Annotated in this window: 21 protein-coding genes; 8 read left to right on the plus strand and 13 right to left on the minus strand. The window is 59.4% G+C overall.

The annotated features are described in order from the left end of the window. Positions 1 to 47: 47 nt before the first annotated feature. Positions 48 to 1,097, plus strand: a complete 1,050-nt coding sequence (locus H043_RS0110230; RefSeq protein ID WP_027611775.1) for a hypothetical protein — start codon at positions 48 to 50, stop codon at positions 1,095 to 1,097. Between the two features lie 156 nt (positions 1,098 to 1,253). On the opposite strand, the gene H043_RS0110235 is transcribed toward H043_RS0110230, so the two are convergent. Next, positions 1,254 to 1,523 carry a hypothetical protein gene (locus H043_RS0110235; protein ID WP_027611776.1) on the minus strand — a complete coding sequence of 90 codons (270 nt, stop codon included), beginning with the start codon at positions 1,521 to 1,523 and terminating at the stop codon, positions 1,254 to 1,256. Positions 1,524 to 1,845: 322 nt separating this feature from the next. Here H043_RS0110235 and H043_RS0110240 point away from each other — a divergent pair, with 322 nt between their 5' ends. From H043_RS0110240 to H043_RS0110250, 3 genes are all read left to right on the plus strand, one after another. After that, the gene (locus tag H043_RS0110240) at positions 1,846 to 2,820 is read left to right on the plus strand and encodes a quinone oxidoreductase (RefSeq protein WP_027611777.1); all 975 of its coding nucleotides are present in this window, start codon (positions 1,846 to 1,848) and stop codon (positions 2,818 to 2,820) included. Beyond that, positions 2,817 to 3,755, plus strand: a complete 939-nt coding sequence (locus H043_RS0110245; protein WP_027611778.1) for a LysR family transcriptional regulator — start codon at positions 2,817 to 2,819, stop codon at positions 3,753 to 3,755. Before H043_RS0110240 ends, H043_RS0110245 begins: the two co-directional genes overlap by 4 nt. A 142-nt stretch (positions 3,756 to 3,897) precedes the next feature. Continuing rightward, positions 3,898 to 4,149: a hypothetical protein gene (locus H043_RS0110250; protein ID WP_027611779.1), complete on the plus strand. Its 252-nt coding sequence runs from the start codon at positions 3,898 to 3,900 to the stop codon at positions 4,147 to 4,149. A 50-nt stretch (positions 4,150 to 4,199) separates the two neighbouring features. Here the strand turns inward: H043_RS0110250 and H043_RS0110255 are convergent, their stop codons facing one another. From H043_RS0110255 to H043_RS0110310, 11 genes are all read right to left on the minus strand, one after another. Further along, positions 4,200 to 5,102: a bestrophin family protein gene (locus H043_RS0110255; protein WP_007967141.1), complete on the minus strand. Its 903-nt coding sequence runs from the start codon at positions 5,100 to 5,102 to the stop codon at positions 4,200 to 4,202. Between the two features lie 164 nt (positions 5,103 to 5,266). Further along, positions 5,267 to 6,553 carry a carbohydrate porin gene (locus H043_RS0110260; RefSeq protein ID WP_027611780.1) on the minus strand — a complete coding sequence of 429 codons (1,287 nt, stop codon included), beginning with the start codon at positions 6,551 to 6,553 and terminating at the stop codon, positions 5,267 to 5,269. A gap of 105 nt (positions 6,554 to 6,658) precedes the next feature. Further along, positions 6,659 to 9,064 carry a glucose/quinate/shikimate family membrane-bound PQQ-dependent dehydrogenase gene (locus H043_RS0110270; protein WP_027611781.1) on the minus strand — a complete coding sequence of 802 codons (2,406 nt, stop codon included), beginning with the start codon at positions 9,062 to 9,064 and terminating at the stop codon, positions 6,659 to 6,661. 205 nt (positions 9,065 to 9,269) lie between these two features. Beyond that, complete coding sequence (locus tag H043_RS0110275; protein WP_027611782.1) at positions 9,270 to 9,713, minus strand: TspO/MBR family protein; 444 nt, start codon at positions 9,711 to 9,713, stop codon at positions 9,270 to 9,272. Between the two features lie 59 nt (positions 9,714 to 9,772). Then, on the minus strand, positions 9,773 to 11,962 hold the full coding sequence (locus H043_RS0110280) for a PAS domain-containing hybrid sensor histidine kinase/response regulator (protein ID WP_027611783.1): 2,190 nt from the start codon (positions 11,960 to 11,962) through the stop codon (positions 9,773 to 9,775). A 159-nt stretch (positions 11,963 to 12,121) separates the two neighbouring features. Then, the gene (locus H043_RS0110285) at positions 12,122 to 13,660 is read right to left on the minus strand and encodes a cryptochrome/photolyase family protein (protein ID WP_027611784.1); all 1,539 of its coding nucleotides are present in this window, start codon (positions 13,658 to 13,660) and stop codon (positions 12,122 to 12,124) included. A gap of 14 nt (positions 13,661 to 13,674) precedes the next feature. Further along, a complete protein-coding gene (locus tag H043_RS0110290; RefSeq protein ID WP_027611785.1) occupies positions 13,675 to 13,980 on the minus strand; it encodes a DUF6482 family protein in 306 nt (101 codons plus the stop codon). Between the two features lie 32 nt (positions 13,981 to 14,012). Further along, positions 14,013 to 14,555, minus strand: coding sequence for a DUF3833 domain-containing protein (locus tag H043_RS0110295; protein ID WP_027611786.1), 543 nt, complete (start codon positions 14,553 to 14,555; stop codon positions 14,013 to 14,015). A gap of 106 nt (positions 14,556 to 14,661) precedes the next feature. Beyond that, positions 14,662 to 15,222, minus strand: coding sequence for a GTP cyclohydrolase I FolE (gene folE, locus H043_RS0110300; protein WP_027611787.1), 561 nt, complete (start codon positions 15,220 to 15,222; stop codon positions 14,662 to 14,664). A gap of 241 nt (positions 15,223 to 15,463) precedes the next feature. Then, entirely contained in the window at positions 15,464 to 16,588 is a 1,125-nt protein-coding gene (locus tag H043_RS0110305) for an alkene reductase (protein ID WP_027611788.1), read from the minus strand. Positions 16,589 to 16,683: 95 nt separating this feature from the next. Next, a complete protein-coding gene (locus H043_RS0110310; protein ID WP_027611789.1) occupies positions 16,684 to 17,361 on the minus strand; it encodes a type 1 glutamine amidotransferase domain-containing protein in 678 nt (225 codons plus the stop codon). Between the two features lie 196 nt (positions 17,362 to 17,557). On the opposite strand from H043_RS0110310, the gene H043_RS0110315 reads away from it, so the two are divergent. The 4 genes from H043_RS0110315 to H043_RS0110330 all read left to right on the plus strand — a co-directional run bounded on the left by H043_RS0110315 (position 17,558) and on the right by H043_RS0110330 (position 21,056). Beyond that, positions 17,558 to 18,142, plus strand: coding sequence for a TetR/AcrR family transcriptional regulator (locus H043_RS0110315; RefSeq protein WP_027611790.1), 585 nt, complete (start codon positions 17,558 to 17,560; stop codon positions 18,140 to 18,142). Between the two features lie 67 nt (positions 18,143 to 18,209). Then, a complete protein-coding gene (locus H043_RS0110320; RefSeq protein WP_027611791.1) occupies positions 18,210 to 18,869 on the plus strand; it encodes a carbonic anhydrase in 660 nt (219 codons plus the stop codon). Positions 18,870 to 18,961: 92 nt separating this feature from the next. Beyond that, positions 18,962 to 19,588 (plus strand): TetR/AcrR family transcriptional regulator, encoded by a 627-nt coding sequence (locus tag H043_RS0110325; RefSeq protein ID WP_027611792.1) that lies wholly within the window; start codon positions 18,962 to 18,964, stop codon positions 19,586 to 19,588. A gap of 196 nt (positions 19,589 to 19,784) precedes the next feature. Further along, positions 19,785 to 21,056: an OmpP1/FadL family transporter gene (locus tag H043_RS0110330; protein WP_027611793.1), complete on the plus strand. Its 1,272-nt coding sequence runs from the start codon at positions 19,785 to 19,787 to the stop codon at positions 21,054 to 21,056. Positions 21,057 to 21,297: 241 nt separating this feature from the next. Here H043_RS0110330 and H043_RS0110335 read toward each other — a convergent pair whose 3' ends face one another. Further along, a complete protein-coding gene (locus H043_RS0110335; RefSeq protein WP_027611794.1) occupies positions 21,298 to 22,758 on the minus strand; it encodes an efflux transporter outer membrane subunit in 1,461 nt (486 codons plus the stop codon). Positions 22,759 to 22,798 lie beyond the last annotated feature (40 nt).

Consider the following 22,798-nt stretch of genomic DNA (forward strand, 5'->3'; position numbering starts at 1 on the left):
TTGGACCCTGCGCCTTCAGTACGCCTGGTGAAATGGAGGGCAAATCGATGCAATCGATAAGGATTCGATCAAGTCTGACACTCTGCGGGGCTGTGCTCAGTGGCTTGGCCTGTGCCGCCAGCCCTCTGCCGAAACTGGGTTCCCCGTCAGTTGCAGGGGCCAGGGTCGATCCGGAAAAATGCCAACAGCTACAACAGGACTTCGACATTGACCTGAAAGAAGTGGTCAAGGCCGGCTGCGAACCGTCCACCGAACAGATATCCAGACTGATGGACAACCCGGTGGGCAACCTTGTTCTGCTTTTCAACCAGTACGATTACACCGCGCTCAAAGGTCCGCACAGCAACGGCACACGGATGCTCGGTAAATACAGTTTCATGCCGACCTTTCCGATCTCTCTTGGCGAAGACTGGAACCTGATCAACCGCCTGCCGATCAGCTACGTCAGCGCCCCGGTCAACCGCAAGGCCGGTAACCTGATTGGCATGGGTCCCAACGAGATTCTGCACGATCGCGGTGACTTCACCTCGGTCGTGCAGGACCCGTTCGACCGCACCAGCGGTTTCGGCGACCTGGCCTACGTCGGTGTGTTTTCGCCCAAGGAGCCGATCCGCTTTGACGGGGGTGGCAAGATGGTCTGGGGGGTCGGCCCGACTGCGATGTTCCCGACCGCCGAAGAAGACGTGCTCGGTACGGGCAAATACTCGCTGGGCCCGGCGTTCGTCGCCGCGTACCTCGGTCCGGACTGGACCCTTGGCGTGTTCCCGCAGCACTGGTGGTCGGTTGGCGGTGATAGCAAGCGCAAGGACGTCAGCCTGACCAATGTGCAGTATTTCATTCAGCGGGCGATTCCCGGGCCGGAACAGTGGCGCATCGGCATGACCCCCAACGTCACGGTCAACTGGAAGGCCGAGGGCGGCAACAAAGTCACGTTTCCCATCGGTATCGGCGCTGGGCGAATTTTTAATTTCGGCAAGTTGCCGGTGAGGATCTCCGGGGAAATTCAGTACTCGGCGATTCATCCGGATGACCTGATCAGCAGCCGCTGGAATTTCCGGCTGTCGTTCATTCCGGTCATACCTACCTTTATGTTTTGAGGATTACCCCAAGCCGGGGCGTGCATGCGGGGGCATCAGAGCAGAGGGTTTGTGGGGCAGGGCGCTCAATCGCCGAGAGTAAGGACTGTCGCTTGGCTACAACAGGCGCTGGTGCGTGCTCAGCACATAAGTCACGCACCAGACTCGTTTGAATAATTACCACTGACCGCTTCCGAGGCAGGCGATTATTTCCCAGCCACTGAATTCCCACCAGGAATAGCGCTCATCAGAGCAGCTTCTGGCCAGGCTGGCCGTCTGGATTTCTCCAGCTTTCTGTTGTGTTGAGAAAGGCGTGTCAATCGAGGCTGTCACTTGCTTGACCGTCTGAGGAGCAGTGATGGTCGTTGGATGAACGGCAGCGTTTGTGGCCGTTGCGGCGAGAGCGAGCGTCGCGGAAATGGCCAGGGTAGTCATGGACTTTTTCATGTTCGAATCCTTTCAGTTAGCTGACAGCGGGCTTAAACATTGGCCCCGACCTGCCTTCTGAACAGATCGGGCATTCGCGTAATGTGACGCCAGAAAAGCCTATCACCGCGCTATCTGCGGAACAGTCGCACAACTGTGCTATTGACAGTTTTGAACCGTTGGCATTTACAGCGCCGCAACTGATGCAGCGCTCCATTCCATGATGTTATTGCTGAAAATCATGCATTAATGTCGTGCAGTCAGCCCGTCTTGTTCGTCGGCAAGTCAGTTCTCACACTAGCGGCATCTGTTTGGAAGACTTCTGACCTTAGAGGAAACGACCATGGTATCCGCTATCCGCTTTAATCAGTTCGGCGCGCCTGATGTGTTGAGTCTGGAAACGTTGAGCGAACAATTGCCCGGGCCAGGTGAGGTCTGGATTGAACAGGACGCCATCGGGGTCAACTTCCTCGATGTGACTCAACGCAAGGGTGCGGTGCCTGTTGCGCTGCCATCCGGACTCGGATTGGAGGGGGCCGGGCGAGTCGTCACCGTGGGTGAGGGCGTCAGCAATGTGCACGTTGGTGATAGGGTCGCTTATGCTACTGGGCCCATTGGCTCATATGCTTCGGCCCGACTTTATCCAGCCGAGCGACTGGTGAAGATACCCGACGCCTTGTCGTTCGATGATGCCGCAGCTGTCATGTTCAAAGGCATCACTGCGCAGTACCTGTTAAAAACCACCTATCCAGTGGCACAGGGCACCACAGTTCTCATCTATGGCGTGGCTGGAGGATTGGGGGAAATCATGGTGCCATGGGCCAAGCACTTGGGGGCGACAGTGATTGGTGTGGTTTCAAAACTGGCCAGCGTCGAAAAAGCGCTGAGATCCGGTTGTGATGAGGTGTTGGTATTCAATGCCGACAACCTGGCGTCTGAGGTCAGCCGTCTTACCCAGGGCAGAAAGGTTGACGTGGTCTACGACCCTATTGGCCGTGCGTCTTTCCAGGCGTCTTTGGATAGTCTCCGGCCACGCGGGCTGATGGTTTCGTTCGGGGCCTCGTCAGGTGCGCCCTCGGCTGTAGAACTGTCGACGCTCAATGCTAAAGGCTCGCTGTTCCTCACACGTCCTTCACTGGCAGCACACACCGCCAGTGCCTGTGAGTACCAGGAACGGGCGCAGGATGTGCTGGCCGCCATAGGCGCAGGTATTATCAAGCCCAGGATTTGGGCCAGCTACGCTCTGAAAGATGCATCGCAGGCGCATACGGCATTGGAGTCGGGGCAGTCATCGGGGGCGATCATTCTAAAACCATGAATCTTGATGTTCTGAATAGTCAGCACAGTGACGAAATCGCTGCGTTTCTGGCAGTTGCCTCCCAAGGCTCGTTTGTCGCTGCAGGTCGGCTCCTGCAGCGACACCCAACCGTCGTATCGAAACGACTGGCCGCCATGGAAAAGCGCCTCGGTGTGCGTCTCGTCGAGCGTTCAACCCGTCAGGTTCGAATTACGCCAGTAGGTGCCAAGCTTGAGCAGCATCTGCGCTCGGCCATCAACCTGATGAATGAAGCGCAACAGCAGGCGACGCAAGGTGCCAGCGAAGTTCGAGGAACGTTGCGGCTTGCACTGCCGGCAGCCATGGGACGGCGCTGGCTTGGTCCGATGTTGCCGGAGTTTCTCAAGGAACATCCGCACGTTTCGATCCTCGCAGACTATAGCGAACGCCTTGTGGACATCATTGACGAAGGATTCGACGCTGCGATCCGAATCGGAGAACTGGAAGACAACCGACTGATCGCCAAACGGTTAAGTGACCACCGCCGGATCCTCGGCGCTTCGCCCGCTTACATAGAAAAGCATGGCATGCCCGACCATCCACACGACCTGATCAAGCACAATTGCCTTCGCTTTAGTGGCCTTGCGTCTTTTCCGCAATGGAGGCTTTTTCGCGGCAGCGAGTTGCAAACAGTCGCGCCAAAAGGAAACCTCACGGCCAACGACAGCGAATCGTTACTTGCCGCCGCTTGCGCTGATTCAGGGATACTCGGCGCAGGCGAATGGCTGATGCGCCATGACATTGCTGCAGGAAAATTGCTTCACGTTCTTCCGGACTGGCAACTCGACACCGCTGGTGGGGTTTACCTGGTCAGGCCGTCAGCCAAGTTTCCCAGCGCCGTGGTAATAGCTTTCAAACAGTGGATCGAGTCAAAGTTTACCCCTGCGCCTCCATGGGCTATTTGCCGGCCTGATTGAAATCCACTTCAAAAATTGCTGGCCTCTTGGTTAAACGCTCTCCAACTCTAAATAATCTGAACCCCGCCCGAACGCCCACGCCTAACGATCAGCTTGTGTTCATTCGCACAGGCCCGGTGCCAATACCGGCACATTCCGAGAGGTGGTAAACGTGGCTAAAGACGAGAAAAAAAGCAAAAAAGACGATGCTTCGAAAGCCAGCAAGGACTTGAAAGACAAAAAGTCTTCGCCGGAAAAGAAATCGGCGGCAGCTTCTGCGCTTTCCAAGTCTTCCGACAAGAAAGACACGAAGAAAGACGCCGAACCGAAAAAGTCGGCGAAAAAAGCCGATAGCAAGCCGGAAAAGGCCAAGGATGCAAAGAAGGCTGACAAGCCGGCGAAAAAGAACAAGTAATACCTGCGACTCGCCAGGGCTTTACGCCCTGGCATCCCTCAGATCGTTCTTCAAGCCGTTTCTTCAACCCTGCGCGCATCCCCCAACGAATCACGCTGCATCGACTGCAGGTTTTTCTCGATGGTTTCGCACAGTGCTTCCATCTGGATTTGGTGCTCGCTATGGCGAAACGGGCTTTGCAGGTCAGTACCGATGCGTTCGATGGCCAGCAGCATGAAGCCCACCACCGTCGAGGCCAGCGGGGTGAACCAACCCAGCGATTCCACCAGCCCCACCGGCACAATCAGGCAGAACAGCGAGATAAACAGGCGCGGGAAATACACGTAGGGGTAGGGCAGCGGAGTATTGGCGATCCGTTCCATCCCGCCCTGGCTGTTGGACAGATCGACCATCGTCGATTCCAGCCGTGCCAGCCGAATGCTGTCCAGGCGCCCGGCCTTGTATTCCCTGGCCAGCAACGCCGCGGAACCGGTGAGGATGTCGTTGGCAAAGTTGTTGGTGGTGCCGCTGCGGGCGAACTCATCCGCCGGGATGAACGCGCGGACTTCCTCCGGGCAAGGCTGACCCTGCAGATGCGCGGCGAGGCAATTGACGTACGCCACATGGCGGCGCAACAGCGTCGCCTTCACCGGGTTCACTTCGTTGTCGGGATCATCCAGCAGCGTCAGCACCTGCCGGGCGAAGCTGCGCGAGCTGTTGATCATCATGCCCCACAGCGTGCGCGCCTCCCACCAACGGTTGTAGGCGCTGCTGTTGCGGAAACTGATCAGCACCACCAGCGCTGAACCGAGCAGCGTCAGCGGCATCAGCGGCAGGTTGATCTTGGCGTTCAGGAACAACATGAAGTCGACGGTGACGGCGATGTCCCAGAGCAACAACCAGAACAGCGACCAGCCCACGTAGCCCATGGTCTTGATGATCAAACGGTATTTTTTGACGATGGCTGCTTTCAAACGGAAACCTCGTGGCGAGCGGTAAGCGTTAACGCCCTAGCTCCGACGCTGGTTCGGGGGTAAAGGTTCGGTGTCGAGTGAGCTTCTTGGTTACGACAATTTTCATGCAATAAAAAACCCGGTCATTACGCCGGGTTTTTTATTACCTGCAGTTCTGCCAGAAGTCAGAGCGAAGCTTTCACCTGCAAGCCAAACACCAACGCATTGTCGATGTCCTGCCCGGAAAACGCGCCCGGTTCAATGATGTATTGCATGTTCGGGCGCAGCGTCAGCCAAGGCGTGGCCTGGTAGCCGTAGCCGAGTTCGATCAACTGCTCGCCACTGTCCAGGTTCGGGAACTGCGTGCCGTTGGCCATGGCGGCGTCCTGTTGCACGTCGCGGCTGCGCGGGTTAGGCACGGCGCGGCCATAGCCCAGAGCGACGGTGTCACGCGGGCGACCTTCGAACGGTTTGTACAGCACCAGACCGGTGCCGTACCACTTGCTGAATGGCGAAGCCGCTTCGCTGGCCGCCGAGTATTGGCCGAACGCATGCAGGCTGCGGCCCTCGGACGTTGGCGAACTCCATACGGCCTGATCGATCAGCAGGTAGTGACCGCCACGGCCGGAGACTTCCTTGTCGCTGCCGATGCGTTTCACGTCGGAGCTGTCGTAGTAGTAACCGAGCTTGTATTCGCCAGGCAATTGGCCCGCGTGCTTGTAAACCAGTTCGATCGGCACCACGGTGCCGGTGGTGTGTTTCGGGCCCAGATGCCAGGCGCGGCTGGAGTTGCCGTTGCTTTCCGGATCGACGTTGAACGCCGCTACGCGCAGTTGCCAGGACGGCGACAAGTCGTATTTCACCCGCACGCCCAGGTGTGCGTTCGGGTAGTTGGTCCAGCCGCTGCCGCCGGACATGTTCAGCGGATGGCCGCAGAAACCGGCGTTCATGAAGTTGCACAGAATGCCGCTGTCGAGGCCGCCGAGGTCGTTGCCCATGGCCATGTAGCCCAGCTTCACGTTAAGCGCCGGGGTGAACAGACTGCGCTCATAGCTCAGTTCGGTCAGGCGGGTGTAGAGGCCGCCGTAGTTTTCCTGGATCGGCAGACGGTTGCCAACCAGATCTTCGGAGGCGCTGTTGCCGCGGCGGTCGTTGATGGTCAGCTGAACCTTGCCGGCGTTCTCTACGCCATACAACTTGCTCAGGTCGAACTGCGCGCCGAGCTTGATGTTCTGCGAATAACGACCGGAGCGGTGCAGGCCGCCGTCGGCGTTGTAAGCCATTTCGCCGGTGTAATCGCCGGTGAACTTGATCCCGTCTTCGTCCATCTGGTGGCGCAGGCCACCCCAGTCACCGGTCAGGGTGTTGCGGGTCAACAGGTTCGAATCGGTATCGGCGAAGGCGGGCAGGGTGGTGCAGGTCAGGCCCAACAGCACGCCGTTGACCCAGCCGTTACGAGTAAAACCAAACATGGAGATCTTCCTGCTCAAAGCTGTAGCGATATCGGAAAGCGGCGCGGCACCCTCAGGTGCCGCGCGCAAAAAGAAAGCGCCCGTGTTCAGCACGGGCGCTGCGGTTTACGGCAAGGCGTAAGCCATCACGTAGTCGCCGCGATCGGTCGACTGACGAGCACCACCGGCGGTGATGACGATGTACTGCTTGCCGGTCTTCGGCGAAACGTAGGTCATCGGGCCGCCCTGACTGCCAACCGGCAGGCGCGCTTTCCACACCTCTTCACCGTTGCCGCTGTTGAAGGCGCGCAGGTAGAAGTCCTGGGTACCGGCGATGAAGATCAGGCCACCTTGGGTCGACAGGGTGCCGCCGAGGGTCGGCAGACCGATCTTGATCGGCAGGTGCATGCGGATGCCCAGCGGACCGGTGTCTTCAACGGTACCGACCGGAACCTGCCAGGCAACTTTCTGGGTTTTCATGTCGATCGCGGTCAGGGTGCCGAACGGCGGTGCCTGGCAAGGAATGCCGGCCACCGACAGGAAGCGGTTTTTGTTGACCGCGTAAGGCGTTCCTTTGAGCGGTACCGCGCCCATGCCGGTGTTCAGCGCTTCGCCACCGGACGAGGCCTGCGCCTTGTTCTGCGACGGGATCATCTGAATCCACAGACCCAGGCGCATGTCGTTGACGAAGATGAAGCCGTGCACCGGGTCAGTGGAGATGCTGCCCCAGTTCATGCCGCCCAGCGAACCCGGGAAGCTCAGGGATTTGTCGGTGCCCGGCGCGGTGTACAGGCCGTCGTAACGCATCGATTTGAAATCGATCCGGCACAGCAACTGGTCGTACGGGGTAGCGCCCCACATGTCCGACTCAGTCAGATGCTGCGCACCGATCTGTGGCATGCCCACCGATTTTGGCTGGGTTGGCGAGTACGGTTCGTTCGGGATGTTCGCGGCTTTGACCGGGACTTCTTTAACCTCGGTCAACGGTTTGCCGGTGGCACGATCGAGCACGTAAATCTGCCCGGCCTTGGTGCCGATGACCAGCGCCGGAACGGTTTTGCCGTCCTTGGTGAAGTCGATCAGGCTCGGCTGCATCGGCAGGTCGAAGTCCCAGAGATCGTTGTGTACGGTCTGGAATACCCAGCGTTCATCACCGGTGGTGGCGTCCAGCGCGAGGATCGAGGCGCCGTAGGTGTGATCGAGTTTGCTGCGCTCGACACCATAGATGTCAGTGGACGAGCTGCCCATTGGCAGGAACACGGTGTTGGTTGCCGGATCGTAGGACATCGGCGCCCAGCTGTTGGGCGTGCTGCGCACATACGTGCTGCCGTCGGCCGGTGCCTGTTTGTCCTGCGGGTTGCCTGGGTCGAAGGCCCAGCGCATGGCGCCGGTGATTACGTCAAAACCACGGATCACGCCGCCCGGCATGTCGGTTTGTACGTTGTCGGCTACACGACCGCCGACCACCACAGTGGTACCGGCCATCAACGGCGCGGAGGAGAGCTGGTAGTAGCTGTCCGGCACGTCACCGAGACCGGCCTTCAGATCAACCTGACCGTTGTTGCCGAAACCCTGGCAGAACTCGCCGGTGTCGGCATCGACCGCGATCAGGCGGGCGTCGATGGTGTTGGTCAGCAGACGGCGCTGGCAATTGGCGGCCGGCGCCGGTTTGGCTTCGATGATGCTCGAATTGCTTGGTTGAGCGATGCTTTTCGTCGCATCGAAATAGGCCATGCCACGGCAACGCTGCCAGACTTTCGACTGGGCGTTGATCGCGTTCTTCCACAGCTCTTTGCCGGTGTCGGCATCCAGCGCGATCAGGTTGTTGTGCGGGGTGCAGATGAACACTTTGTTACCGATCTGCAGCGGCGTGAGCTGGTCTTCGGCACCGTTGCCATCGCTTTCGGCGACGTCACCGGTGTGGTAGGTCCACGCCACTTTCAGCTTGTCGACGTTATTGCGGTTGATCTGATCCAGCGCGGCAAAGCGGCTGCCGCCCTCGGTGTTGCCATAGTGCGCCCAGTCTTTTTGCGCCTTGTCTGGCTCAACCGGGGTCAGGCCCGGGCCAGTGCCGGTCGCGGCGACAGTCGGGTGCGCAACGAACATGTTGCCGGCAGCCACCGCCAGGGCGATTGCCAACACTGCCGCGAGGCCGTAGGCACCGCGACCTGGAACACCACCGTTGGCACGTTTGAGCAGCGGGTAGACCAGCGTCACCGCCAGACCCACGGCGCTGAACATGAACAGACGCGAGAACACCGGCCAGAACACCAGCCCGGCATCGCTCACCGCCCAGATCGCTGTCCCCACCAGAAACGCTGCAAACAGCCAGGCGCCGGCCGTCTTGAAGCGAGCGATCAGCAGACCGGAAACGGCCATCACCAGACCGCCCACGAGGAAGTACCACGACCCTCCCAGGCTGACCAGCTTCACTCCGCCAGCCGCAAGTGCCAGGCCGAGCAGGGCGATGATCACCCCCAGCCCGACCAGAATGAATTTTGATATGCCCGAGAGGCGTTGACTCTGCTTCACGTTGAATGTCCCGTTGAAATGAGGCGTGCATTATATAGATAGGTAACTACCTAGTTAAATCACTAATTCAGTAATGAACTGTTGTTCATTGCGAAATCCCCGTCCTGAGCGGGGACCTGCGCTTTCAAGGGCCTGGAAAGATATTTTGAATGCCTGAAAAAGAGCCTTTTTGTCAGAAAAATGGGAGTTATGACAGCTGCCGTCATCAACCACGGTTATTGCGCAGAATCGAGAAATTCAACGCCGCCGCCACACACAACCAGGCCAGATAAGGAAACAGGATCAACCCGGTGATCAAATCCAGGCGCAACGCCATAAACACCATCACCGCGACCACCAGCCACAACAGCAGCAGAATCACCATGGCGGCGGCCACCTGATGCGCGCCGAAGAACACCGGCGTCCACAACGTGTTTAAGGCAATCTGCGCGGCCCATAGCGCCAGTACCGTCTGACTGCCAGGAATCAGGCTCAAGCGATAACCGGCCCAGGCCAGCAATAGATAGATTATTGTCCAGGCCACCGGAAACGCCCAATTGGGCGGGGTGAATCCGGGTTTATTGAGCCCTTCGTACCATGGCCCGGGCTTGAAAATCACCCCGGTAGTCGCCGCAGCGCCGCACGCGATCAGAAAAATCAGAAACGTCACCATTTTTCACTCCTTGGCCGCAGCCACTCTCTCTGGGATTACAGCGCCGCAACGGTCGCTCATTCGGATTTCATCGCCATCAGGTCGCTGACCCGCGCCACCAGCGTGTCGACGGCAAACGGCTTGGTCAGCACCTGCATGTCCGGGCCCAATTGACCGGCGCCAATCACCGCGTTTTCTGCGTACCCGGTGATGAACAGGGTCTTCAGGTTCTGGCGGATTTCCCGGCCGGCATCGGCCAGTTGCCGACCATTCATGCCACCCGGCAAGCCGACGTCGGTGATCAGCAAGTCGATGTGTATGTCCGAGCGCAACATCTTCAGCCCGACCACACTGTCAGCGGCCTCTATCAAGGTGTAGCCGAGATCGCCGAGCACGTCAGTCAGCAGCGCACGCACCGTAGGCTCGTCGTCCACCACCAGAATTGTCTCGCCAGACTTGGGCAAGGCTGCCGGCGTGTTGTCCTTGTGATCCTGATTCGGCACGGGCTCGCCATGGTAGCGCGGCAGGTAAATGCACATCTCGGTGCCCTGGCCGACCTGCGAATGCACGCGCACCTGGCCGCCGGACTGCTTGGCGAAACCGTAGATCATCGACAGCCCCAACCCGGTGCCCTGGCCCAGCGGTTTGGTGGTGAAGAACGGGTCGAAGGCCTTGGCGATCACATCGGCAGTCATGCCGGTGCCGGTATCGGTCACGCACAGGCACAGGTATTCGCCCTCGGGCATGTCCAGAGTGCGCGCGGTCTCGCAGTCCAGCGTGCGGTTGGCCGTTTCGATGGTGATGCGCCCGCCATCGGGCATCGCATCGCGCGCGTTGATGCACAGGTTGAGCAGGGCGTTCTCCAACTGGCTGGCGTCCACCAGCGTTGGCCAGAGCCCCGGTGCGGCGCGGGTTTCCAGGACGATGCTGGGGCCGACCGTACGCTGGATCAGTTCGGTCATGCCGGTCATCAGCGTGTTGACATCGGTTGGCCGCGGATCGAGGGTCTGGCGTCTGGAAAACGCCAGCAGACGGTGGGTCAGGGCGGCGGCTCGCTTGACCGCGCCCTGGGCGGTCACCATGTACTTGTCGACCTCATTCAGCCGGCCCTGGCTGATGCGCGCGCCCATCAACTCCAGCGCGCCGGAAATGCCGGCCAGCAAATTGTTGAAGTCATGCGCCAGGCCCCCGGTCAGTTGGCCGACGGCTTCCATTTTCTGCGACTGCCGCAGTTTTTCTTCGGCTTGCATCAGCTCTGAAGTGCGCGATGACACGCGCTGCTCCAGCGTATCGTTGAGCGCGCGCAACGCGGCGATGGCGCGGTCGCGCTCCGCTTCGACATTGCGCCGTTCCTCGACATCGATCAGCACGCCGGGAAAGCGCAGCGGCGTTCCATCATCGGCACACTCAACACGGCCGTTGGCCTCGATCCACTGATATTTGCCGTCTGTGCGGCGCACACGGTACTGGTGGGAGTAGGCGCCACCACGGCCGATGGCTTCGTTGATCGCGGTGGTCAGTCCATCCTGGTCTTCGGGATGCACGGTCACCATGACTTGTTCGAGGCTCAGCCCTTCGCGGCCCAGCGCCGGGTCGAGGTCAAACACCCGGGCGAACGCTTCGTCCACGGCAAAACGGTCGGTGAGCAGGTCCCAGTGCCAGGTGCCGATGATCGCACCGGCGGCGAGCGCCAGTTGCACACGCTCGACGTTCTCCCGCGCCAGCGCTTCACTGGCACGCAAACGCTCCTCGGCGTCGCGCCGCTGGGTGACGTCGTTGAACAGGATCGCGATCTGCCGGTCGGCCGGATCGCCGACACGCACCGCGCGCACGTCGAACCAGCGTTCGAAGGTGTTGGCGTAATTTTCGAAGTTCGCCGGCTCTCCGGTTTTGGCCACATGGCCGTAGGTTTCGAACCAGAAGCTTTCCAGATTCGGCGCGAACTCGGTCACCCATTTGCCGCGCAGGTTGACCCCGCACTGGTGTTCGAACGCCGGGTTGGCTTCGACGAAGTAGTAATCGACGGGTTTATCCTCGGCGTCGAATTTGACCTTGACGATGGCGAACGCCGACTCGATGGTTTCCAGAATGGTGATGAAGCGTGCCTCGCTGCGGGCGAGCGCATCCCGACTGGCTTGCAGTTGCGCCGCCATGTCGCGATCGAGGTCAACGTCCTGCGTGTCGACCAGGGTGCTCTGAAGCGCCGCGCGCAATCGCCTTACCTCTGACTCAAGCGCTTCGCGACTAAGGTGTTCAAGGGTATCCATGTGACCTGCTTTATTGAATGTTCAGGGGCTGGCTTCATAGAGCGCGTAGGCACAACGCGAGCAGTGAACGTCGCGCTCGCAGGGGACTTGAGCGCCGATCATCCGTTGACCGGGCGCGCTGTGCTTAAGTTTCACCATCCGCGCAAGCGAGCGCTCATTTCAGATCGATTCGCCGTTATCCAGGCGCGCCAACAGGTTCTGCCCGCGTTGCCACAGCGCCTCCTGTCTGGCTGGCGGCATGCGGTCGAGGTTCTTGTACATCATCGCCATGCGCTGATTGCCGCGCAGTTGTTCGCCGTGGCGCATCAGAAAATGCCAGTACAACGCATTGAACGGGCAGGCATTGTCCGCGGTATTTTCGCTGACCTTGTAGGCGCAGCTTCGGCAGTAGTCGGACATGCGATTGATGTATTGGCCACTGGCGCAATAGGGTTTGGAACCGAGGTAACCGCCATCGGCATGCATGACCATGCCCAAGGTGTTGGGCAGCTCGACCCAGTCGAAGGCGTCCATATAGATTGCCAGGTACCACTCACAGATCTGGCTCGGCGCGATGCCGGCGAGCAGGGCAAAATTGCCGGTGACCATCAGCCGCTGAATGTGGTGCGCGTAGGCGTGCTGCAGACTCTGGCCGATAGCCTGGCGCATGCAGTTCATCTGCGTAGCGCCGGTCCAGTAGAACTCAGGCAGTGGCCGGTCGTTGCCGAATACATTACCGAGTGCGTAGTCCGGCATTTTCAGCCAGTACACGCCGCGCACATATTCCCGCCAGCCGATCAGTTGCCGAATGAAGCCTTCAGCGGCATTCAGGGCAATCCTGCCGGCCCAATAGGCGGACTCGACATCACTGCACAACTGCCGCAAATCCAGCAGGCCAATATTGAGCGCGGCACTGATGCGCGCATGAAACAGGAACGGTTCGTCACTGGCCATGGCGTCCTGATAATCGCCGAAACCTGCCAGGCCATAGTCCAGAAAATACTCCCACAGCGCCTGCGCGTCGGCATGGGTGACCGGGTAGTTGAAGTCCTCGAGTGCGCCATAGTGCTGACTGAAGCGTGCCCTCACCAGGGCGAGCACATCGCGGGTGATGGCGTCATTACCGAAACGGATCGGATAGGGGGCTTTCACGCCTTTGGGCAGGGACTTGCGGTTCTCTGCATCGAAATTCCACGCGCCGCCCACCGGCGTGCCGTCGCCATTGAGCAGCAGGCGACTCTTGCGGCGCATCTCGCGATAGAAGAACTCCATGCGCAACTGCTTTTTGCCGGCGGCCCAGGCGGCGAACTCGGCGCGACTGCACAGAAAACGCGTATCCGCGTGCCAATGGAGGGGCAAGCCACAGTCCCTGATCGATTGCTCCAGGCGCCAATCCCCGCACTCGGTGACGTGCACTTCCTCGACCTGCAACCGCTGTTGCCCGCGGCGTAATTCCCCCGGCACCGAGCCGCTGTTGTGCGGATCATCCAGGGTCACGTATTCGACACGAACGCCCTGGTCTCGCAGGGCCTGGGCGAAATGGCGCATGGCACTGAAGATCAGGGCAATCTTTTGCGGGTGGTGCGGCACATGGCTGGCTTCTTCCATGACCTCGACCAGCAGCACAGTGTCGCGCTCGCTATCGAGCGTCTGCAATGAAGCCAGATCGAAGGACAACTGATCGCCCAGCACCAGGCACAACCGACGGTTCTGGTTCATTCACAGCATCCGTTTCATAGCGATGTGGCCAACGAAAACGGAATCCGCAGCTCTTCGACGGGCCCGCTATCACGCCCGCACATTTCGTCGTGCACGCATTGCTGCACCAGCACGCAGGGGAACGCCGGCACAGTCTGCAGCAGGTCACGCAGATGGGTGATCGAGCGCAGATGCATCGGTTTGGCTGCATCGTCGAGCAAGGTGAACTGGCCGTGATCCAGACGGATGCGGGCCAGATAAAAACCACCTTCAAGCGACAGCAGCTCCAGCTCACGTATTTCGCTGTTGGCCGCACGTTCGGTCAGGGTTTGCAGATTCATGCTTCACTCCTTGCCTATCAATTCAGCACTGTTCATTGATTTTCTCCCGCGCTCTGGCGACGGAAGAACAAGGTCACCTGGCCGACTTCAACCCCGAGTTTGGACATGCGGGTGCGGTTGATCAGCGTGTCCTCGTCCATCTGGTACATCCAGTCGTCCATGCTCATTTCATAGGTTGAGCCATCAACCGGCAGATTCAGGCGATAACGCCAGTGCAGAGCATTGCCTGCGACCTGACCTGTAGCGACACCCACCACATCACCCGCACGCCCGCGCCAGCGCCCCTGGCCCTCGGGCGTCAGGGTCCAGACGCGGCGTTGGCGCGTGCCGTCGCTGTACAAGAAGCGCTCATCGAGAATCAGGTTGTCGCCTTCACGATGGCTGACGATGTTGACCTCAAAGCGCTTGACCACTTCCCCGGAGCGCTTCTGAAACATCCCCCAGGCTTTCACGGGTTTGCTGAAAAAGCGTTGCAGATCCAGCGCCGGTTGCTGATCGGCATAGTGGCTGACATCCACGCTGCCGCAGCTTGCAACGCCGAGTGCCAGAGCCAGTAAGAGCACAAGTCGGGCCATTGCCGTTCTCCCTGAGTGCACAGGTATGGGGGTGAAGTTGGGAATATCGTGCTTGTACAGTGGATTTATCGTGTACAGGTTTATCGCGCCTGTCGAAGGTCGGAAATCAACTTCGCCGCCCGATCAATTGCAGGAACTCCTGACGCGTCGTAGAACTGTCGCGAAAAGCACCGAGCATCACCGAAGAGGTCATGATCGAATTCTGCTTTTCGACGCCGCGCATCATCATGCACATGTGCCTGGCTTCAATGACCACGGCCACGCCGGCGGCATCGGTGATCTGCTGGATCGCCTCGGCGATTTGCCGGGTGAGGTTTTCCTGGATCTGCAGACGGCGGGCGAACATGTCCACCACGCGCGCTACTTTCGACAGTCCCAGCACCCTGCCGGTGGGGATGTACGCCACGTGTGCCTTGCCGATGAAAGGCAGCATATGGTGCTCGCACAAGGAATAGAGCTCGATGTCACTGACGATGACCATCTCATCGCTTTGCGATTCGAACAGAGCACCGTTGGTGACGTCTTCCAGGCTCATCGAGTAGCCGTTGCACAGATACTGCATCGCTTTGGCCGCACGTTTGGGTGTGTCGAGCAGACCTTCGCGTTCGGGATTTTCACCGACACCGACGAGGATTTCGCGGTAATGGCTGGCTAGTAGTGGGTTCATTCAGGGTGCTCGCGGCAGTGCTGTGCGTGGGGGCCAATCCGTAGCGGAAGAGTTGTACGTAAAGAAGTGCTTTGTATAGGTTTTATTCAAGATAGGCTGAAAAAATAAACCTGACAATCAATCGGCAATCTTTTTTGTGCAGATGCGAAAACCTCGCAGCGCAGCGCGCGAGGTTGCGGGTATAGCGGGGGAGAAGAGGAAGCGCTCCCGGTGAGTGGGAGCGCTGTGCGAATTCGCGGAATTATTCGCTGTAGGTCGGGTAATCCACATAGCCTTCGGCATTGCCGCCGTAGACCGTCGCGGGATTCAGTGGATTGAGCGGCCAGTCATTGGCGATGCGCGCCGGCAGGTCCGGGTTGGCCATGAACGGACGACCGAAAGCCACCAGATCCGCCAGTCCCGATTCAAGCAATTGCGCACCGGATTCTGCGTTGTAGCGCCCGGCATAAATGATCGCGCCACTGAAGGTATCGCGCACTGCACGGCGGAAGGTTTGCGGCATCGCGGGCGCGTCGTCCCAGTCCGCTTCGGCGATGGACAGGTAGGCGATGCCCACATCCTCAAGCACTTTGATCGCTTCGATGTAAGTGGTGTGCGGGTCCTCTTCGACCATGCCCAGATAGGTGCGCGCTTCATCGGTGGTGGTGAACAGCGGCGCGAAACGCACGCCGACTTTCTCTTTACCGATGCACTCGGCGACACCCGACACCACTTCGCGCAGAAAGCGCATGCGGTTGTGCAGCGAGCCACCGTACTGATCGGTGCGCACATTGCTGTGGGCAGAAATGAACTGGTTCACCAGATAGCCGTTGGCGCAGTGCAGTTCGATTCCGTCGAAGCCGGCGTCCATCGCATTGCGCGCCGCCTGTATATAGAGCTGAACCAGTTCCTGTACCTCATCGGTGCTCAGCGCTCGCGGCGCGGATGGTGTAACCAGTTCGCCGGCGCCCGGCGCAGTTTCGATGAACACGCTGACCCGCTCGGTGGCGATGGCAGACGCTGAAACCGGGGCCGCGCCACCGGGTTGCAGCGCGGTGTGGGACACACGGCCGACGTGCCAAAGCTGGGCGAAAATCACGCCGTCCTGTGCATGCACCGCTTCGGTGACTGTGCGCCATCCGGCAATTTGCTCAGGGGTGTGAATGCCGGGAGTCCAGGCGTAGCCCTGACCGCGAGGCTCGATCTGCGTGCCTTCGGTGACCAGCAGACCGGCGCCGGCGCGTTGCTGGTAATACTCGGCCATCAATGCGTTGGCGACATTGCCCGGTTGTGTGCTGCGCTGGCGGGTGAGGGGCGGCAGGACGATGCGGTTCTTCAGGGTGTGCAGGCCCAGTTTGACGGGGGTGAAGTAAGGGCTGTTTTTCATGTGATTCCTGTTTTGGTCTTATTAGACCAGTCGACTAGTAATGCGGTAAAAAAAACACCGTGCGGGATGCGCACGGTGTCTGGACGCTGGAGGGCTCAGGCCAAAAGCTTCAGCAGTTTTTCGGCGACGGCTGCCGAGCTGGCAGGGTTTTGACCCGTCACCAGTTGGCCATCGGTCACCACGTGAACCTGCCAGTCAGCGACCTTGGAGTAGCGGCCGCCGAGACGCTGGAATTCGTCTTCGATCAGGAACGGCACGACATCGGTCAGGCCCACAGCGGCTTCTTCGGCATTGGTGAAACCGGTGACGTCCCGGCCTTGAATCAACGGTTTGCCATCGGCAGCCACCACGTGACGCAGAACGCCCGGCGCATGGCAGACGAACCCATGAGGTTTGTTGCTGCGGTCGAAGGCTTCGATCAACGTGATCGAGTGTTGGTCTTCAGCCAGATCCCACAGCGGGCCATGGCCACCGGGATAAAACACGGCATCGAAATCCTCAGCGCTGACATCCGCCAGGCGCCCGGTATTGGCCAGCGCCTGCTGAGCGGCAGGATCCTTGCGGAAGCGGTCGGTTTCAGCGGTTTGTGCATCGGGCTCATCGCTTTTCGGATCGAGCGGTGGCTGGCCGCCGGCCGGCGATACCAGGGTGATCTGCGCACCGGCATCCTTGAAGGCGTAGTAGGGAGCTGCGAACTCTTCGAGCCAGAAGCCGGTTTTCTTGCCAGTGTTGCCAAGTTGATCGTGGGAAGTCAGAACCATCAAGATTTTCATAGAGCGCCCTGTGTTGGTCTGGTGTCCTCGACGAGTTCGTCTGCGACACCTCGGAAGGAGTGACGGGCACAGAATAGATTCATATTAGACCGGTCGTCTAGTAAATTTTTACGCCCGTGTTTCCGAGCCATCACTGTGGCAAACTCCTGCTCATCAGAAATATACGACTGGTCTAATGTTTGGTATTTTGCGCCCCATGAAACCGACCTACGACGATACCCGCCAACACCTGCTCGACACCGGCCACCGCATGATGGCCGAAAAGGGCTTCACCAGCGTGGGCCTGAGCGAGATCCTGCAGACCGCCGGTGTGCCCAAGGGCTCGTTCTATCACTACTTCAAATCCAAGGAACTCTACGGCCAGGCGCTGCTGGAGGATTACTTTGTCGGCTACCTGGCAGATATGGAGCGACGCCTGACTCTGCCTGGGCTCAGTGCTTATGAGCGGCTGATGGATTACTGGCAGGGCTGGCAGAACCGCTGCACCCTGGAAGGTCATGGCGATGAATGCCTGGTGGTCAAGTTGAGCGCGGAAGTCGCCGACCTGTCCGAGTCGATGCGCCTGACCTTGCGCGACGGCGCCGAGCGCATCGTTGCGCGCATCACGACGTGCCTGGAAGAAGGGCAGTTGGATAAAAGTTTGCCAGAGACCGACGCTCGGCAACTGGCAGAAACGCTCTATCAACTGTGGTTGGGGGCGAGTCTGTTGAACAAACTGCAGCGCACGGGGCAGTCGCTGCAGACGTCGATGGTGATGACGAAGCGGCTATTGCAGCGCTGAAAACACCTACGACCCTTTCATATCGAGTACTTTTGCAAGCATCCGGCATCAGGATTTGGAGAACTTCATGCGTGACATTATCGACGGCTTTCTGCGCTTTCAGCGTGAGGTATATCCGCAACGTGTCGAGCTGTTCAAGCAACTCGCGACCTCACAAAATCCGAAGGCGTTATTCGTTACTTGCTCGGACAGTCGTGTAGTGCCTGAGCTTCTTACACAGCGCGAACCCGGTGAACTATTCGTGATCCGCAACGCCGGCAACATTGTGCCGTCGTATGGTCCCGAACCCGGTGGCGTGTCGGCTACCGTCGAATATGCTGTCGCCGTGCTCGGCGTACAGGACATCGTGATCTGCGGGCACTCGGACTGCGGAGCGATGGGCGCGATATCGCGCTGCACCTGTCTGGATCATCTTCCTGCGGTCGCCAATTGGCTGCGTCACGCGGACGCTGCGAAAGCGATCAACGCGGCGCATGAATTCGACACACCGCGCGCGAAGCTCGATGGTCTGGTCCGGGAAAATGTGATCGCGCAATTGGCGAACCTGCGCACGCATCCCTCCGTGGCCCTCGCGCTCGAGCAAGGGCGCATGAATCTGCACGGATGGGTCTACGACATCGAGGCGGGGTGCATCGATGCGCTGGATGGTTCAACCCGACGCTTTGTTCCCTTGGCTGATTCGCCGACTACCGTGGCGATCACTGCGCGTAACGGCAAGCAGATGTAACGGCTGGCCTCATCTGAAATCGCCAGACTTGTGACCTTATTCCTGTGTGGTCACAAGTTGTCAGCCCGCCATAGGATGAGTAAGCTGCTGTCATGAATCAGCTATCAATATCTGCCTCCTCGCCAAACACTCGTGGCCCGGCCGAGCACGACATTCGTGACCAGATTGTCGCCGCGGCCAATGAACACTTCAGCCAGTATGGCTACGCGAAAACCACGGTTTCCGACCTGGCCAAGGCCATCGGTTTTTCCAAGGCGTACATCTATAAATTTTTTGACTCGAAACAGGCGATTGGCGAAGCCATTTGCGCCAGTTGTCTGGGGCAAATCGTTGCAGCCGTCGAACAGGCCGTTAACGAAGAATCTCTTTCGGCGACCGAGCGTTTGCGCAGATTGGTAAAAACCGTCATTGCCACGGGTGTGAACCTGTTCTTCAACGACCGCAAGCTTTACGACATCGCGGCGTTTTCCGCTTCGGAGCGTTGGCACAGTGCCCAGGTGTATGAAGCACAGATCAAAGACTTTATTGTCGACATCGTGCGGCAAGGACGAGAAGCGGGGGAGTTCGAGCGCAAGACTCCACTGGACGAGACTGTCGAGGCGATCGATCTGGCGCTGCGACCTTTCGTCAACCCCTTGCTGTTGCAGCACAATCTGGATTTCATCGAGCAAGCGCCCACGCTGACCTCCAACCTCATCCTGCGCAGCCTCATGCCCTGACTGTCGCTGGCCAAATCTGTCAGTCGATTCGAGTCAAAACCACATCCCCCACATGACGTTTCCGTTCCCGGCCAATGAGTGCCGGGAGGGCGCAACATTTCGCCCTTCGTGACCATTGACTGAATTGGTCACATGGATAATATGGCTTCGCTGTAGTTCGATGTTCTATTCCAGTGATCTCCATAGAGTCCCGATAATGAAAAAAACAATGCTCAAGAGCCCCGTGGGCCTGGCCGTCGTGCTTGCGTCTTCCAATGTGCTGGCCGGTGGCTTTGCACTCAACGAACAAAGCATCAGCGGGATGGGGTCCGGGTTTGCCGGGCGATCTTCATCGGCCGAAGACGCCAGTACGATCTACGGCAACCCGGCGGGCATGGCGCGGCTTAAACAAGAGCAGGTCAGCGTGGGGGCGGCGACATTGTTCGCCAAGTCCGATATCAGCCGGACTCGCAGTACGTTCGGCGGCAAGGAGGATGGCGACATGGTGCCCGCGACCACCGTACCGATGGGCTATTACGTCAAACCCATCGATGAGCACTGGGCATTCGGCGTCGGGTTTTATGTACCTTTCGGGTTGATCACCGACTACGGCAGTGGGTTTGCCGGACGCTATTACGCCAACAAGAGCGAAGTCACCACGCTGACTTTCCAACCGACCATCAGTTACGCTTTTAACGAAAAAGTCTCGATCGGTTTCGGTCCGACCATCAACCGTATCGGTGGAGAGATATCGGGCATGGTGCCCAATCCATTAACCCCGGGGCGCAATGACGGCAAGCTCAAAAGCACGGGCGATGACACCGCGCTGGGCTTCAACGCCGGTGTGCTGGTGCAGGCGACAGATCAGACCCGCCTGGGGCTGACTTATCACTCCAAAGTCAGTTACCACCTGGATGCGAAAACCAAGGTCACTGATGGCATCTTCAGCGTGCTGGGCGTCAGCGGCCGCAGTTATGACGCATCGCTGGATGTGGATACGCCGGAGTCGGTGGATTTTTCAGCCACGCATCAATTCAATAACGACTGGACGCTCTACGTCGGTAGCACCTGGACGCGCTGGAGTCGCTTCAAGGAGCTGACGATCGAAAACAGCGGCCTGCCGCCGTTGCTGAGCGGTCAATTGGGGACGATCAGCGAAGAGCAGAACTGGCATGACACGTGGGCACACGCCATCGGTACCGCCTATCAATTGAATAGCCAGTGGGTGTTGCGTAGCGGGTTTTCGGTAGATCAATCACCCGCCAACAATACCCATCGCGGCCCCCGTATTCCTACGGGCGACCGAAAGGTTATCAGCTTCGGTGCGGGCTGGACGCCGGTGGAAAATGTCACCATCGACTTCGCTTATTCCTACCTCTGGGAGGAGAGCGTGAAGGTCAACGACAGCTCGCCATCCAGAGGTGCCTACAGCGCCAGGTACAAGAACAGTGCGAGCGGGCTCGGTACGTCTGTCAGCTACCGTTTTTAGCTGAGGGCTGTACTCACAATGTGGGGCCGGGAGTGCGTGCTGCCTCCCGACCCCACACGCGCAAGGGCATGTTGATCGGGCCGATTCTCGCAGAGAGGTTGGCCCTTTTTTTGTAGGTCAAACCCCCATGACTTTGGCCATCAGGCTCTGATGAAAACGCCGTGGCGTGACCCACGTCAAAACCGCGATCGACCTTTTGCTGCGTACTGTCGAGCCAAATTCTTTGCAAAGCTGGCGAGCTTCATCGCGACGCAACAGGCAGGGTTTCGGGAACTTGCCAGCCGCCGCCGAGCGCTTTGAATGCGGCGACCGCAGCCCGCGCCGATTCTGTCCGCGCTTGCGCACGGGCATCGGAAGCCTGGAGCAACGTTTCGTCGGCGTGGAGCACATCAATCAGGCTCGCGGTGCCTTTTCCGTAGGCAATAAAAGACGATTGGCGAGCCTGGGTCAGAGAAGCCTCGCCTCCCGCGAGCGTGGTGGCCTGAAGGTTGCGGTTCACCAGGGCGGAGAAGGCATTTTCGACATCCTCAGTGGCGCGTAACACCGACTGACGATAAGCGGCCAGCGCTTCGGCTTCCTGTCCTTTGGCCTGATCGATCTGCGCGTTTATCCGGCCTACGTCAAAAAGTCTCCAGCGCAACCCAAGGACCGCCGCTGACTGACTGGCGCCACCGGTGAACAGGTTGCCGCCGGAAACAGCCGTGGCGCTACCGAGCAATGCGCTGAGCGAAAGTTTCGGGTAGTACTCGGCAATCGCCACGCCGATGCGTGCATTGGAGGCTGCCAGGCGGCGCTCGGCGACGATCAGATCCGGCCGGCGACGTAGCAGATCGGCCGGCGTTCCCGAGGCGTTTATCGGCGGCACAACAGGAATGCTCGCCGTACCGGCCAGTTGCGTGCGGTGAGTCCCCGGCGGGGTGCCGAGCATCACGTCCAGTGCATTCATGGCGGCATCCAGGCCGGTCTGCAGCACTGGCACGCTCGCCTGGACTTGCGCCAGCGCGCCCTCAGTCTGTTGAACCTGATAGCGGGCAGCGAGGCCCTTGCCGTAGAGCAGGCGGACCTTCTCCAGCAGTCCCAGCTGGGTTTCGACTTGACGGTTGGCAATCTCCAGTCGCGCCTGCAACCCACGGAGGGTGATGTAGATATCGGCCGTCTGCGCTGCAATGGCCAGGCGTGTGGCGGTCGCGCCCGCCTCGGAGGCCTGGTATTCGGCGAGTGCGGCTTCGCGCTCGCGTCTCAACCCGCCAAAGACATCAATCTCCCAGCCGGCATTGAGGTTGAGCTCGTAGGAACTTCCGTAGCGATCATAGCCAGGCGTTGAGTTCAACACCTGGCCGAGCGGCGTCTCGACGGATTGATAGGCGCGTGCGGCCTGGCCATCAATGCTCCCCGAGGGCAACAGAGCGGCATTTGCGGCCCCTAATCCTGCCCGTGCCTGTGTGACCCGCGCCGCTGCTTGTGCCAGATCGAGGTTCTGTTCCAGCGCCTGGGTGACGAAACCGGTCAACACGGGATCGTTAAAACTCTCCCACCAGTTGACCAGCCGGGCCGGCGCCGTTGCCGGCGTCTGTTCGGCTGCTGGCTGACTCAGGTAACGATCGGGAAGCGCGAGGGCAGGCCGTTGATAGTCGGGACCGACCGCGCAGCCTGCCATCAAACTGGCGGCCACCAAAAGCGTGATAGGGCGAACAGGAGGCATTGAGGTACCTGCGACGAAGATGATAAGTGACCATATTAAA

Source organism: Pseudomonas sp. URIL14HWK12:I6, from assembly GCF_000514195.1.
GTDB classification, from domain to species: Bacteria; Pseudomonadota; Gammaproteobacteria; order Pseudomonadales; family Pseudomonadaceae; genus Aquipseudomonas; species Aquipseudomonas putida_A.